Here is a 14,346-nt window from a genome sequence, read left to right on the forward strand (position 1 = left end):
GAAGGGAAGAGTTATTAGAGGCGAATTTTTTTAAACAATATCCAGGCTATTCTACTAGTAAGCACTTCAGCAACAACGCTCCAACCGAAGGCTGTTGTGAGGAAAAATGGTGTTTTGCTATTCGGTGGATATTGAGCAACCAACACTGAAGATGCGATTTGGCTGGTTGCTAATCCGATACCTGCGCTACCCATGAAGTTTTCTAGGTTGCGATCGCTTTTTGCTTGGTAGATGTCAATAGTACCTTGAATTGTACTAATTAAATTTTGTAGCAGGGTCAAGCCTGGGCTAAGATTGATGTAATCTATCTCTAGTTGCAGGAGATATTTATCAGCACTAAATTCGCTGAATTGTCGCATAAATTCTAGCTAGCTGTTGCTATTTTCTCGTGAAATCTTCTCTAGCCGCTTTTTATTGGGAATTTTTACTTGATTAACCTGATATTTTGTAGGGGCACAGCAATGCTCATTGGTGTCAACTTAAGCCTTGGCGACTCGATCACTATAATATTTCACCTTTTTAAGTAACTCCATCGCGATATTCATCCTTAACATCGCGACATTTATAAGCAACCTTGCGATATTCATCCTTAACATCACGATTTTACTTATTGATATCGCAATATTTATCCTTAACATCGTGACATCAATAAGCAACCTCGCGATATTCATCTTTAACATCACGATTTTACTTATCGATATCGCGATATTCGTCCTTAACATCACGATATTCGTCTTTAACATCACGATATTTGTAACTAACATGAAATAATAAGCACGTCCAACTAGGCAAACGAAAGTTTGCATAGCCGCGATTTCTAATTGCCAGGGCTAGATCCGTTTCAAATCTTGTAAAACTGCGGCGGCTGATTGATAGCGATCGCTAAAATGATAGCAAACCATTTTATCTAAAATTGCCGCCAATTCTCCACTCACTTGCACCGTTTGCCGCCACATAATATTACCTGTTTCTGGATCTGGGTGGAGGTCTTGCGGTGGTATTCCAGTTATGGCTTGAATGGCAATCATGCCTAAAGCGTAAATGTCACTGCATAAGCGCGGATGACCGGCAAATTGTTCTGGAGGTGTATAACCCCGCGTCCCGATGGCTACTGTGGCTAATTCTGTTTGCTCACTACTCGGTGGTTGCATCAATTTCACAGCACCAAAGTCAATCAATACCAGTCGATTATCTTGAGCGCATCTAATAATATTAGCCGGTTTGATATCACGATGAATCACTCGATGCTGATGAACAAATTCTAAAACTTCTAAAATTTGTTTAAGCATCTCAATCGCAAATGATTCATTCTGCACATTCCGCACAGGTGGTAATTCTTCACTTAGGGTATGTCCCTCAATATATTCTTGAATTAAATAAAATTCTTGGTCATCTTCCAAATAAGCAAGTAGTTCGGGAATCTGATCATGTTTACCTAAACATTGTAATATTTCAGCTTCACTATTAAACAACCTACGAGCAACTTGCAAAAATCGTGTATCTTGACGGGCTGGCATTAACTTTTTAACTACGCAAATCGGATTACCTGGGCGTTGAGTATCCTGTGCTAAATAAGTGCGGCCAAACCCACCAGCACCAAGAACTTGAGAGATTTTGTAGCGTCCACCCAAAAGCAAATCACCTGATTTTATTTCTCGTGAATCAACTGGGGGAGTAAAATCAAGATATGAGTCGGGAAGTGCTGTTTTATCTTCTAAAAGTACATTTAATTGAGCGATCGCTTCTTGTTGTTTTTCAACTTGCAGAATAATCACCTGAGTTTGTCGTTGATTTTGGTAACTAGTATAAGTAATCACACAGATACTACTAATCACCAAAGCCAAACCACAGGGAACTAATGGTATCCATCCGCCTTGCAAAAACAAAGCAATGCAGATTCCTATTAAGCCAAGTAGAGTTGTCCCTTCCACCACTAGCAACAGCAACGGATTTTGCCACCGCCATGCTATGAATGCACCTAAAAGCGACCAGCCCCACATCCAAATAAGTTCCGCCAAGTCGGGCCAATACCAAATTAGAGGTCGCCCATCTAACACTGTACTGATGAGTTGACTTGCTATCTGTGCATGAATAAACAGAGCCGGCATTCTGGCTGGTTGATCTGGCAAAGCGCTGTAAGGTGTATAAAAGCTACCTTGAGGAAAATTAGCTGCTGTAGTGCCAATAATTACAAGGCGATCTTTGACTAAATTGGGGTTGACTTGTCCACTGAGGACTTGTGTGAGGGTTACTTGGTCAGCGATGCTGTTGGGATGACGATAATTTAATAATATTTGATAGCCATCTGCATCCAGATGTTCGTAACTACCAGAATTAGCTTGTAAACGCGGGAATACGGTTTTACCTAACTGAAAATCTCCTTTACTAGTAAAGTTATATTCAATGCCTTGTTTATCCAGATAATTAATTGCTATAAGCGCACCAAATGCAAATGATGTTGTACATTTTTTTTCTGGAGAGTGAACAAATAACAAACTGCGGCGGAGAATTTGGTCGTTTTCATTGTCAGCAACCACATTGCTAAACCCAACATTCTCTATAGGGAAATTTGGTGGTGGTGGGATTTCATCTTTACCCAAGGTATTAAACAAACAGGTGCTGAAGATGTTATCTTGATTTGGCAAATTAGCCGCTAAATAGTTGTTTTCTGGCTGGAAAAGAGATAAACCAACAATTCGCGGTCGATAAGACTCTATTTTCTTTAACAGCTGATTGATTCTACGATCTGATATAATCCCTTTGTCTGGTTTAAGATCCTCGTCAGTGATTTTTACTAGCAAAATCCGCCGTTCAGGTGCTTCTGGTGGACGCGATCGCAACATCTGGTCATAAACTCTCAACTCCCAAGGCTGCAACCATTTGAGTTCACGAACTCCCCAGATCAAGGCGGTGACTCCTACACTGATAACTAAAATAATTTGCAACGAGCTTTTGCTCTTGGAAGTGTCACGAGAATCCTGAACTTTGACAAAGGGAACACGGAGTTTTTCTAATAGTCCACTAATCACGGCGTTGCGGCGGTAGCCTGAATTCGGTAGATGTTGCAGGTACAGAAGTTAATTTTCTGACTCTAAGTTAAAAGCTAATTAATCAGAGTTTCTATATTAATGTAGCAATTTACTTGCTGCTTAGAGACTAGACAAGCGATTGCGCTATGCAGCTAATCATCCCTTTGAGATGTTTGAGCATCTTCAACAGGACTGGCAATTGGGAAAGAAATAGGATTAGTAGATGGGGTTAGTGAATCTAACTGGGGTTGTTCGAGTGATGCCTCGATGCTTGAATCAGCAAAATAGGAGTCAAATATTTTATCATAGTTAGAAGCAACAGCTAAAAAAGCGCCACCCAGAATATAGATAGGTAATGGCAAATTAAATTCTTGCAACCAGTCAAACAGTTCTGCTAAGGCAAATAACACAAAAAAGCAGGCAAGCCAAACCCTCATATTTTTATTCTCTCGATTGAAACAACTCTATTACTAGCTTAAATAGCTTGGATAATAGTTGATGTAGTACATAATCAGCAACTTACAACCTCTATAACTATAGATAGATGTAGTGAGAGTTATAGTATCTGCTAGATTCCAATATCTACTAGAAAAATAAAAATATATTTAGCTTATGCCTCAATCGAACAGCTAAGGATTGCACAGTTGGTTCGTTAGACTTGGCATTGCCTCAAACTTTCACAAGTAAAACTGGCAACGATGTTAGGAGTTTCGTTCTACAGTATAAACCGCTGGCAAAACGGACGGACACGACCTTAGCCACTGGCTATGAAATAAATTAAAGAGCTATTACACTAAATGGGAGAACCCGGCGAAGCGCTTTTAGCCAGATACTTGAAAAAATGAGGAGCAGAGACTGTGATTAAAGAGGCAGGAGGCAGGGGACAATAAAATATTAGGTGTGCTCAAATTTTTTAGCAACCAACTTTTAGAGCCTGACACTAATTTACTCCAAATGATGAGTGCGATCGCCACTCAGATTGATCAATTCATTGAGCAGCAACGAAATTTGTCGTTACAGTAAGAAAGTGAGGAAAAATCTCACCGGATTTTGGAAATATTAGGTGTCTCAATTGAAAAAGAAAATTTTCCCTTTGTTAAAGATTTAATTGATCATCTAAAAGCTCAAGAGGTTACAGATTTGCGGCAATATTTGGGTGAACAGGAGCAAGTAGAAGAAAATCTGCGTCATAGTGAAGCACGCTACCGCTCACTGGCAGAAGCAAGCGCATCGATTGTTTGGAGTGCGGGCCCTTGGGGCAACGTTGTTGACGAGATTCCAACTTGGGAGGCGTTCACTGGGCAAACTCTTGAACAATACAAAGGATGGGGTTGGATTGAGGCACTGCACCCAGATGACCGTACATCTGTAGCTGCTATTTGGAGACAGGCTTTTTTTGGACGCAGCGTTGCAGTTGCCGAGTATCGCGTTTTGCGACATGACGGCGAATACCGTTATATGAAGATACGTGGTGTGCCTATACTCGATGAAACAGGCGAAATCGAGGAATGGGTAGGAATGTGCGTAGATATCAGTGAACGCAAGCAAGCTGAGGCAGAACGTGAGCAATTACTGGCGCTACTGAAAACAGAACAGACTCGCTTAGTTAAGGCTAATGTTTTGCTTGATACCCTGTTCAATAATGCACCTATAGGTATTGGTCTATGGGATGAGAAATTAAGATACGTTAGGTTGAATGACGCTTTAGCTGAAATTAACGGTTTTCCCCAAGAGGTGCATATCGGTAAGACCGTCGCCCAATTGCTACCTGGGCTAGATTCTATGGTCATGGAAGCTTTTCACCATGTGCTCGAGACGGGAGAATCTATTGCCCAAGAGGCCAGTGGAGAGACACCCGCCGCGCCTGGAAAGCTGCGGCACTGGTCGGTAAATTATTATCCGATTAAACTACCAGGTGATATTACTTGGGTGGGCGCAATCTGTGAAGAAATCACAGATCGCAAGCAAGCAGAAATCGAGCGTCAACAGCTATTTGAGCGGGAACAAGCGGCTCGTGTTGAGGCTGAAGCTGCACAAGAGCAAGTTACTAAGATTTTGGAGAGTATCACTGATGGCTTTGTTGCCTTTGATAATGAGTGGCGCTTCACCTACCTCAATCATCAGGGAAGCAGAACTCTAGGGCGTTCCTGTAAGGATTTGCTCGGAAAAAATTTGTGGGAGGAGTTTCCAGAACTGGCTGATACTAGTTTTGGTCAACTTTATCAAAGGGCAGTTACTCTAGGAACGCCTCTTGAGCTTGAAGATTATTACCCACCCTTTGATGCATGGTTTGCGGTTCGCGCCTATCCTTCACCCGCAGGCTTATCACTTTATTTCCGTAATATTAATGTACGCAAACAGGCAGAGGCAAAAGTGCGCGAGAGTGAGGCGTGTTTTCGGCTCCTGGCTGAGAATTCAACTGATATTATTTCACGCCATACAGTAGATGGAATTCTTCTGTACATTTCACCAGCTTGCTACACAGTATTGGGGTATCAACCAGAGGAACTAGTAGGTCGTTCCAGCCATGAGTTAGTTCACCCTGACGATTTAGCACAGATTGCTAGGAATTATCCAGTTAAAACCAATTTACCAGATATTTATACTATTAATCACCGCGCTCGTCATCAAGACGGACGTTATATCTGGTTAGAAACAACTCTTCGAGCTATCCGCGATCGCCAAACTAAAGAAATTTTAGAGATGCAGGCGTCTTCGCGGGATATTACAGAGCGCAAACAGGTAGAGGAGGAGCAGCGTTTTCTAGCTAAAGCTAGTAAGATTTTGGCTGCATCATTAGACTACGACACAACCTTAGCTAGTTTAGCACGTTTGGCAGTGCCTGAAATAGCTGATTGGTGCTTAGTTGATATTATTTGTGACAATCAATTGGTTCACCGGGTTGCAGCCGCCCATGCCAATCCAGTGAAACAAGAATTGGTAGAACAGTTAGAAAATTATCCACCTGATTTGACACGAAAAGAAGGTATTGCTGAGGTAATACGGACAGGTAAATCACAAATTACTCATTTTATTTCTGATGAACAGATACAAACGGTAAGCCATAATGCCAGTCATCTAAAAATTTTGCAAAAACTAAATCCGACATCTGGCATTAGTGTACCGCTCATAGTTCGGGGAAAGGTGCTGGGAGCTATGACTTTGGTATCTTGTTCAGATCGTCGCTACCCTACCAAAAGCCTAATGTTAGCTGAGGAGTTAGCTCGCCGTGCTGCCGTAGCCGTTGATAATGCCCGACTCTATACAGAAACACAGCAATCTCAACAGGCGGCTTTACAGGCAGCATCTCGCACTACGCGTCTGCAAGCCATTACCGCCGCACTTTCTGAATCTCTGACTCCGGCACAGGTTGCCGAAGTAATTGTAGAGCAAGGTATGGCAGCTTTGGGAGCTAGTTCTGCTTTAGTAGCACTAGTGACTAAAAGCGGCACTGAACTAGAAATTGTCCGTGCAGTAGGTTATGAACAGGAAGCGGTAGATTCATGGCGTCGATTCTCTATTTATACATCCGTACCACTAGCAGAAGCAGTACGAACCAAGCAGCCTATCTGGCAAGAGCCAACAACAACAAGGGTTGCTCGTTACTCACATCTAGCTCAGGAGTATGCACGGTATAATTACAGAGCTTGGATTTCGATTCCATTGATCGTTGAGGGACGAGCCATAGGCGGAATGTCTTTAGCTTTTGCCGAAATTCAGGAGTTTAACCAAGATGACCAACCCTTCATCCTGGCACTAACACAGCAGTGCGCTCAAGCGATGGAACGGGCCCGCCTATACGAGGCAGAGCAAACGGCACGGGAAGCAGCAGAAAACGCTAACCGGATTAAAGACGAGTTTTTAGCAGTTCTTTCTCATGAATTGCGATCGCCACTCAACCCAATTTTAGGATGGTCTAAGCTACTCCAAACCAAAAAACTTGATGAAAAGACAATTCCCCAAGCGCTAAAGACTATTGAGCGAAATGCTAGGTTACAGGCTCAACTGATTGAAGATTTGCTCGATATCTCCCGAATTTTACAAGGTAAACTCAGCTTAAATATCTACCCAGTTGATTTGGCATCTGTGATTTTGGCAGCAATGGAAACAGTGCGGCTATCAGCAGAAGCTAAGTCAATTGAAATGCACATCAGCCTAGAACCACACTTAGGACAAGTTTTAGGTGATTCTGGCCGATTGCAGCAAGTAGTCTGGAACCTGCTCTCAAATGCAGTTAAGTTTACACCTGCGGGGGGACGCGTTGATATTCGACTACAGAGGGTAGAGAGTACAGAAAACAATCCTCTATTTTATGCTCAGATTGCAGTCAGCGACACTGGCAAGGGCATCGATCCTAATTTTCTGCCTTATGTATTTGAATATTTTCGCCAAGAGAACAGCAGCACCACCAGAAAGTTTGGTGGACTGGGGTTAGGGTTAGCTATCGTCCGTCACTTAGTCGAACTGCATGGCGGGACAGTGCAGGTAGAAAGCGAAGGTGAAGATATGGGGGCAACTTTTACCGTCAAATTCCCACTGATCCAAAATCAATTAGAAATTAAACAGGAAAGTAGCGACTCAGAGATATCCTCAAATTTGAATGGCGTGAAAATTTTAGTAGTGGATGATGATACAGATACGCGAGAATTTATTACCTTCTTACTAGAGCAATATGGGGCAAATGTAACAGCAGTAACATCAGCCAATGAAGCCCTAGCTACTTTAGCCCAATCCTTGCCAGATATACTTTTAAGCGATATTGGGATGCCAGACGTGGATGGATGTATGTTCATGCGACAGTTGAGAACACTCCCACCAGAGCAGGGAGGGCAAATTCGAGCGATCGCACTTACCGCCTATGCTGGAGAAATGAACGTTCAACAGGTGCTAAAAGCCGGATTTAACAAGCATATTGCCAAACCATTAGAGCCAAGCGAGTTAGTAGATGCGATCGCCAACTTAATCGCTGAATAAACCTGCCTCTACCTGTTCACCGTTACTTGATACGTTGAAGTGTGATTTTCATTACTGGAACATTTTAGTCAAAACTAATTGTCTATCCCAAATCATATATCTGTAAAAAGATTTGCGATCACTTGTTCCTTCCTCGATTTTTACTTAACCAGACAATAGGCTTAACAAGTTAGTTGAGCAACTTGTTAAGCCCCTTGTTAAAGTTAGGCAAACTTTCGCTATAGTGTAATAGCTAGCCAAGTTATATCGTGTCCGGTGAAAGACTTATCATTAAGACAGCAGTTCTTGCTGGGGGCAGTTTTCTTCAGATAATTACTTATTCGCTAGAACGTCAGAGGGAGTAATTTTGGTGTACTCTTTAGGCGTTAAAAAGCCATCTCTAACATTTACCTTTTTGGGGATAAGTCCGAGGCTGTACCACTTATCTGCAACTTCCTGTTGCTTGTTAATCACTTTCTCGGTAATTGGTACTAGTCCATAATCATATTTCTTATGCATTATTTCTAGAGTCGGCGGATCTAGCTGAGTTACAGGAGCAAGCAGTTGTGCTACTTCTTTGGGATGATCCTTAGTCCAGATTTCTGTCTTTTCTAGCTCCTCTAAAAACACTTTGATTACATCAGGATGAGCCTGATAAAATTGGCGCGAGGTTGAGTAAAAGTTACCCGTATCCCTCAACTTTCCGCCATCTGCTAAAACACGAGCGATTTTATTTTGTACATTTCTAGTACCAAATGGCTCCCAAATATACCAAGCATCTACTTTATTCTGACTGAATGCCGCATTTGCATCTGCCGGTGGTAAAAAAACTGATTGGACATCGCTCAGTTTCAACCCTGCATCTTCTAATGCTTTAACTAATAGGTAGTGACCAATGGAAGCTTTCTGAAAAGCCACTTTTTTACCCTTCAAATCGCTAACAGTTTTAATCGGAGAGTTTACAGGAACTAAAAGTGAAATAGATTTACCACTAGGGTGTGTAGTAGCTAGATAAACAAGAGGCGCTCCTGCTGCTTGGGAAAATACAGGAGGCGATTCGGCTGTCAATGCGATATCTAGTCCATTTGCATTCACGGCTTCTAGCTGTTGTGGGCCAGCCGCAAACTCAGCCCACTGTACTTTAAAACCTAGAGGCTCTAATCGCTTTTCTAAGGAACCCTGTTTTTCTAGAACTGCTAAAGCGGTAAGTTGTTTTGAACGTACAATCCGCACTATTTGCTTCTTTGTTGACTTCTCTGTAGTGCTAGATGAAACTACAGATTCAGGAGAAACTGTTGACTGTTGAGCGTTATTTTTGGCTTCACCACAACTTGATATGGCTGTCCATAACATTAAGCAGTAGCCCAAAGTAAATAATAAAGAACGACGTGTTTTTCTTGGGCTTTTTCTAAATTCAAACTTTCGTTTTAAAGCTGGCATGGGTTGTTTTATTGATTTTCCTCTAGGTGGTAAAAACAGTGATGATTAATTGCAATATTAAAAAATCAAAAAAGTTTTCATTAATTTGTTTAAAAATTAAAACAAATATTTTACAATTTTTAGTTTTTAGACTTTATCTATTAAATTAATAAAGAGAGTGGGTATAACCCACCCTGAAACGACTCGAGGAACTGAGAATTTAAGAGTTAGGAGGCAAAAATTTAGGAAGTGGAGTGAGAAAGACCCACTCCAATGTTGTGCTAGTGGAAAATTTAAATTTGTGAATAGAACTCTATTTTATTTGCGTGTAATTTTGCTAGTGCTTCCAAGCGACTCGGATTGTAGCTTTGAGTTCTTCTATAAAATGTCCAGACGGCTCAACTGCTAGTAGCGCTTCTTTAAGATCCTTTTCAAATGCTGGGGCGTTATCACCATAAAAAATTTTCAGAGAGAAAGCTGTTGTGTATAAGTAGCCAAGATAGCTATCGACAGTCCAAGATTTTTCAAATGGTACTTCATAGGTTTCTTGACGAGCAAAAGCCGAATTGCCAATTACGACTTCATGGGGAGGATCGACTGGCTTACGAATGCCTTGTCCTCGTAAACCAGTTCGGCGTTCTTCACCTAACCATTTTTTCACTACTCCAACAGCAGCTTGTTTCCAAGGTAAATTGCTTTCCCAAGGATTATCACCAGTTTGAAGCAGTGCTAATCCACCATCATCAGTAAGCAATTCATAAAGGCTCTTAAGTACTAATTCACGTTCCATCCAGTGGAAGGCTCTACCAATAGTGGCTAACTTAAATGTCCCTAAACTAGAGTCGATAAATTCGGCTCCTTGTTGTAACCAAGTGATATTATTTGCTCCGACTGCTGCTGCTTGCCGTTTGGCTTCTGCAATCATGTCGGGATCGGGATCGATCGCCACAACTTCTTCAAATCTGGTTCGCAGACCAATTGAAATTAATCCTGGGCCAGTACCTAAATCAAGGAGTCGTCCTTGACCATTGAGATGAAATATTTCGGCTAGTTTGTCGAATACAATCGGTGGGTATTTGGTTCTATATTGAGCGTAGCCTTCTGCGGCTCCCTCAAATAAACTTGGGTCGTAGGTAGGAAGTGTTTTTAATTGAGTCATATCAATTTTGAATTTTAGATTGGTAAGTAGAGACGCGATTCATCGCGTCTTTGAGGATAAAGGTGGAGAGAGAAATAATCAATGATCTAAGAATATTGGGTGATTACAGGTAGCTGCTCGTTAAGTACCCAATCGCCGATCGCTTTCAATTTGTAGTCCACAGGATCGTGCAGGGTAAAGGTTCGCAAATCTCGCCAGTAACGATCAAATCCATATTTGGTTGCAGTGGCGCGAGTTCCGGTAACTTCAAAGATACGGTTGCTAATATCTATACCTACACGCGTCGCTAATGCTTTGGCTGCGGAAACTGCGATCGCAACTTCTCCCCTTTCTTGATGAGTCAGTTCTGTATCTTTGTCCCACGCTGCTTGTACTTTCTCGGCTCCTTGGTCAGCTAAAGCGATCGCAGCTTGAATTTCCACCCAAAAGTCACCGTAATGATGCAGAATATATGGATCTTGAGTAGCACTATCTACTCCTGATGTAATCCACGGTTTAGTAGTAGTTTTAGTATATTCACGAGCGGCGGCGAAGGCTCCTTTAGTAATTCCCAGATAAACGTTGGTTTTTGTTAGCTGGGCAATAATGCCAAGAAAAGTTGAGAAGGCATTATCAGGAGGATTTGGTGGCCCTAAAATCTCATCTTTTTCTACTAGGACATTATTAAATGTGTAACTACTGCTATCAGTGCGACGTTGCCCAACGTTGTGCCAATCTTGATTGGAAACTAACCCTTCCCTTTCTTTGGGAATTATGAATATGAAGGGGAATTCTACGCCATCTTCCAAAGCGGAGAATACCCGATAATCTGCAACAGAAATACCTGTACCAAAGCTTTTAACACCATTAACCCGAAAGTTCTCACCTTCTGGATTGATTTTCAGTCTAGTGTCTTTTGTATTGATGGCATTTGCCCAAAATAAGTTATTTTTAGCAGTTTCTCTATAATATTTTTCCTTTTGGGACGGCGTGCCGGAAACATGACCCAAAGCTGTTAAATTGAGATGATTACCATATAATTGACCAATTGATCCATCTGCTTTTGATAGCTTTCTGACAATTTTTAAGGCATCAATCCAAGTTGCTCCAATGCCACCATATTGCTTGGGCACAATCAGTGGTAGCAAGCCAGTCTCACGCAGTCTATTAATTTCCTCTTCTGGAACTCCAGCTTTGGCATCCCTTTCAACTGCGGATTGAGCAAGTTCTTTGGATAAAGAAGCTGCTAAGTCAATATAGTCTTTTGGTTTTGTAATATCTAGCACCATAATCAAATCATCCTTATAATTCGTAATTCGTAATTAAGACAAAGACAATTAATACAAGCAGTTTCTAATTCGTTGCTCTGTGATTGTGAGACAAAACATCCTTTCTTAATGCAGAATTTAAGAGAAATGTAGAGTGGGCAAGGCCCACGCTACAAGTGAACAGAGGAAATGGAACATGGAACGTTGTAAAAATTGTCCTTTGTCATTAGTCATTTGTCCTTTGCAAATGACCAATACTTCTCTTCTTAGGCTGCGCCTTAAGCGTAGCTATGCCGCAGGCTTTACGACTACGCCCTTCGACTACCAAGAGGACAAGCTCAGTACAAGTGACTAATGACTAATGACAGATATTCGTTTGCGGCTTTCTCAACACCTGTACCTTTGAAGAAGTCTTGATTAAGACTGGTGTACAACTCTAAAGGATGGATTGAGAGGAAGTAGCGGAGGTCTTCTTCGGTAATGATTTCGTGTTCTGCCATTGAGTAGGCGTTGGCAGTAACAGCAGTGATATCAGGCACATCCCAGTGACCGGAATCGGAACCTAAGAAGGCTTTAATTCTGTCCCCAAAGGGATTAGCGGCACGGTTAAATGCTTGGCTTACACGGGTATCATCTGATTCTGTACCGAAGTAGAAGTAATTCAAGAAGCGATCGCGCACATCTTCTGGCTTCTCTATTCTTGCTAGTTCAAATTCGTCGAGTTCGCCTGGATTTTCTGGTGCTAATAGTTGATGGTGGAATCCTAAGCCGTCACCAATTTGCTGGTTCAAATTCTTAAGTATGTACATCGGTGTCAATGATCGGATAACCAAGTTTTTCTCGAATTTGAGCAGACCTGGTTTTTTGTGGGCGGTCTAGAGCGATCGTCATGATATTTTACCCTCATCAAATGTTTATAGGTATTGGCAAAGACGCGATAAATCGCCGTCTTTACGAGAAACAATCCTTTGTAGAGACGGCGATTCATCGCGTCTCTTACCTTTTGGCAGCCAAAAATTCATCTGCTGCTTTCTCCACAGCCGTACCTTTGAAGAAGTCACGATTCAGGCCGGTGTACAACTCCAAAGGATGAATTGACAGGAAATATTGCAAATCTTCTTCGGTGATAATCTTGCGTTCTACCATTGAATAGGTATTAGCAGCGATCGCAGTAATATCAGGTACGTCCCAGTGACCAGAATCGGAACCTAAGAATGCTTTAACGCAATCGCCATAAGGATTAGCTTTACGGTTAAAGGCTTGAGCAACACGGGTATCATCTGATTCTGTGCCGAAGTAAAAGTGATTCAAGAAGCGATCGCGGATATCCTCTGGCTTTGTAACTCCTGCTAAGGCGAATTCATCCAAATCACCTGGTTCTAAGGGAGATACTAAGTCAGCGTGGAAACCTAAACCACTCCCTAGTTGATCCAAACGACCATGTACTAGTTCACCACCATAGCGGGTATACAATTCTAGTAGTTCTTTATAATTAATATTGGCGGGATTGTTGTTTTCCACCAAATGGTCTTTATTGCGGGTATCCCAGTGCCAAATCAAATCGGTGTACAAACTAGCACCCCAAGCTGCACCTCCTTCTAAAAAGGCAAACTTGAGTGTGGGAAAGCGGTGAGTTACACCACCAAAGAATAAAGATTTACATAGTGCTTCCCCAGCCGATGCAAAGTGACCAATATGGTTGTATTGGTAATTGCTAATCGAACGCCGATTGATCCAGCCCATACCGGAAGAGTGGGTGGTAGGTACAACTTTCAGTTCTACGCACTTCGCCCAGAAGGGATCGTAATCATATTTACTATCCAAGCCAAAGGTATCTATCCAAATGGCTTCGTTGGCTACTTCTTCGCCATACTTCTCGAACGCGGGAATCGGGCGGCGGATATGTCCGGGGATTTGAATTGCTTTGAGTCCCAGCACTTTCACCGCATATTCCAATTCTGCGATCGCTTCTTCGGGCGTATGCATGGGAATAGCAGCAATGGGTGTTAAGCGATCGCTATAAGGACGGAAAATATCAGCGTGGTAAGTATTAGCTGCACGACAAACAGCCCGCCGCATTTCTTCATTACCAATGTGTGGTGCCATTGTTGCCAAGTTAGGATACACAACAGCAAAGTCTGTACCAGCTTCTTGTAAGCGTTCGTGCAACAACTTTGGCAAACTAACGGTAGCTAAATTTAAAGCGTCGTTCGTGGGACGAGTCCAAAACGGAGGGCGAGCGGTGCGGTAAGTACGGCGTTCTTCCCAAGATTGGTTGAACCATTTAGAGCGAGATGCACCGGGTAAGTGTTCTTGAAAACGCTGTGCGATCGCAGTTCCACCAACTTGCTCTAAATAGTCCAAGAATGCTGGGGGAAATTCTTGGGTATGTACATCGGTGTCAATGATCGGATAACCCAGTTTTTGCCGAATTTGAGCAGACTTGGTTTTCTGTGGACGGTTTAGTGCAATAGTCATAGCATTTTACCTGAATTTTTAGATAAATTTTGTCAAAAGGCAGGAGCCGGGAGGAAAACAA

At 42.2% G+C, this 14,346-nt stretch carries 10 protein-coding genes; 2 read left to right on the plus strand and 8 right to left on the minus strand.

Features of this window, described 5'->3' with window-relative positions; translation table 11 throughout:
* Positions 1–14 precede the first annotated feature (14 nt).
* From V7L20_RS21285 to V7L20_RS21295, 3 genes are all read right to left on the minus strand, one after another.
* A complete protein-coding gene (locus tag V7L20_RS21285) occupies positions 15–359 on the minus strand; it encodes a hypothetical protein (protein WP_334745983.1) in 345 nt (114 codons plus the stop codon).
* 471 nt (positions 360–830) lie between these two features.
* Positions 831–3,029 (minus strand): CHASE2 domain-containing serine/threonine-protein kinase, encoded by a 2,199-nt coding sequence (locus V7L20_RS21290; protein WP_334745984.1) that lies wholly within the window; start codon positions 3,027–3,029, stop codon positions 831–833.
* A 152-nt stretch (positions 3,030–3,181) separates the two neighbouring features.
* The gene (locus V7L20_RS21295; protein WP_334745985.1) at positions 3,182–3,466 is read right to left on the minus strand and encodes a hypothetical protein; all 285 of its coding nucleotides are present in this window, start codon (positions 3,464–3,466) and stop codon (positions 3,182–3,184) included.
* 463 nt (positions 3,467–3,929) lie between these two features.
* Here V7L20_RS21295 and V7L20_RS21300 point away from each other — a divergent pair, with 463 nt between their 5' ends.
* On the plus strand, positions 3,930–4,052 hold the full coding sequence (locus tag V7L20_RS21300) for a hypothetical protein (RefSeq protein ID WP_334745986.1): 123 nt from the start codon (positions 3,930–3,932) through the stop codon (positions 4,050–4,052).
* Between the two features lie 27 nt (positions 4,053–4,079).
* Positions 4,080–8,003, plus strand: a complete 3,924-nt coding sequence (locus V7L20_RS21305) for a PAS domain S-box protein (protein ID WP_334745987.1) — start codon at positions 4,080–4,082, stop codon at positions 8,001–8,003.
* Between the two features lie 312 nt (positions 8,004–8,315).
* On the opposite strand, the gene V7L20_RS21310 is transcribed toward V7L20_RS21305, so the two are convergent.
* From V7L20_RS21310 to V7L20_RS21330, 5 genes are all read right to left on the minus strand, one after another.
* Positions 8,316–9,422: an aliphatic sulfonate ABC transporter substrate-binding protein gene (locus V7L20_RS21310; protein ID WP_334745988.1), complete on the minus strand. Its 1,107-nt coding sequence runs from the start codon at positions 9,420–9,422 to the stop codon at positions 8,316–8,318.
* A 316-nt stretch (positions 9,423–9,738) separates the two neighbouring features.
* Entirely contained in the window at positions 9,739–10,560 is an 822-nt protein-coding gene (locus tag V7L20_RS21315) for a class I SAM-dependent methyltransferase (protein ID WP_334745989.1), read from the minus strand.
* An 86-nt stretch (positions 10,561–10,646) separates the two neighbouring features.
* On the minus strand, positions 10,647–11,828 hold the full coding sequence (locus V7L20_RS21320) for an acyl-CoA dehydrogenase family protein (protein WP_334745990.1): 1,182 nt from the start codon (positions 11,826–11,828) through the stop codon (positions 10,647–10,649).
* Between the two features lie 317 nt (positions 11,829–12,145).
* Positions 12,146–12,640, minus strand: coding sequence for a hypothetical protein (locus V7L20_RS21325; RefSeq protein WP_334745991.1), 495 nt, complete (start codon positions 12,638–12,640; stop codon positions 12,146–12,148).
* Between the two features lie 163 nt (positions 12,641–12,803).
* A complete protein-coding gene (locus V7L20_RS21330; protein ID WP_334745992.1) occupies positions 12,804–14,285 on the minus strand; it encodes an amidohydrolase family protein in 1,482 nt (493 codons plus the stop codon).
* Between the last annotated feature and the right edge of the window lie 61 nt (positions 14,286–14,346).

It is taken from the genome of Nostoc sp., assembly GCF_036916735.1.
GTDB lineage: Bacteria > Cyanobacteriota > Cyanobacteriia > Cyanobacteriales > Nostocaceae > Nostoc.

What these genes read in the sequence shown, in the direction of transcription:
- V7L20_RS21285 (WP_334745983.1), bottom strand. Translation starts at nt 359, where the DNA reads ATGCGACAATTCAGCGAATTTAGTGCTGATAAATATCTCCTGCAACTA.
- V7L20_RS21295 (WP_334745985.1), bottom strand. Translation starts at nt 3,466, where the DNA reads ATGAGGGTTTGGCTTGCCTGCTTTTTTGTGTTATTTGCCTTAGCAGAA.
- V7L20_RS21310 (WP_334745988.1), bottom strand. Translation starts at nt 9,422, where the DNA reads ATGCCAGCTTTAAAACGAAAGTTTGAATTTAGAAAAAGCCCAAGAAAA.
- V7L20_RS21315 (WP_334745989.1), bottom strand. Translation starts at nt 10,560, where the DNA reads ATGACTCAATTAAAAACACTTCCTACCTACGACCCAAGTTTATTTGAG.
- V7L20_RS21320 (WP_334745990.1), bottom strand. Translation starts at nt 11,828, where the DNA reads ATGGTGCTAGATATTACAAAACCAAAAGACTATATTGACTTAGCAGCT.
- V7L20_RS21330 (WP_334745992.1), bottom strand. Translation starts at nt 14,285, where the DNA reads ATGACTATTGCACTAAACCGTCCACAGAAAACCAAGTCTGCTCAAATT.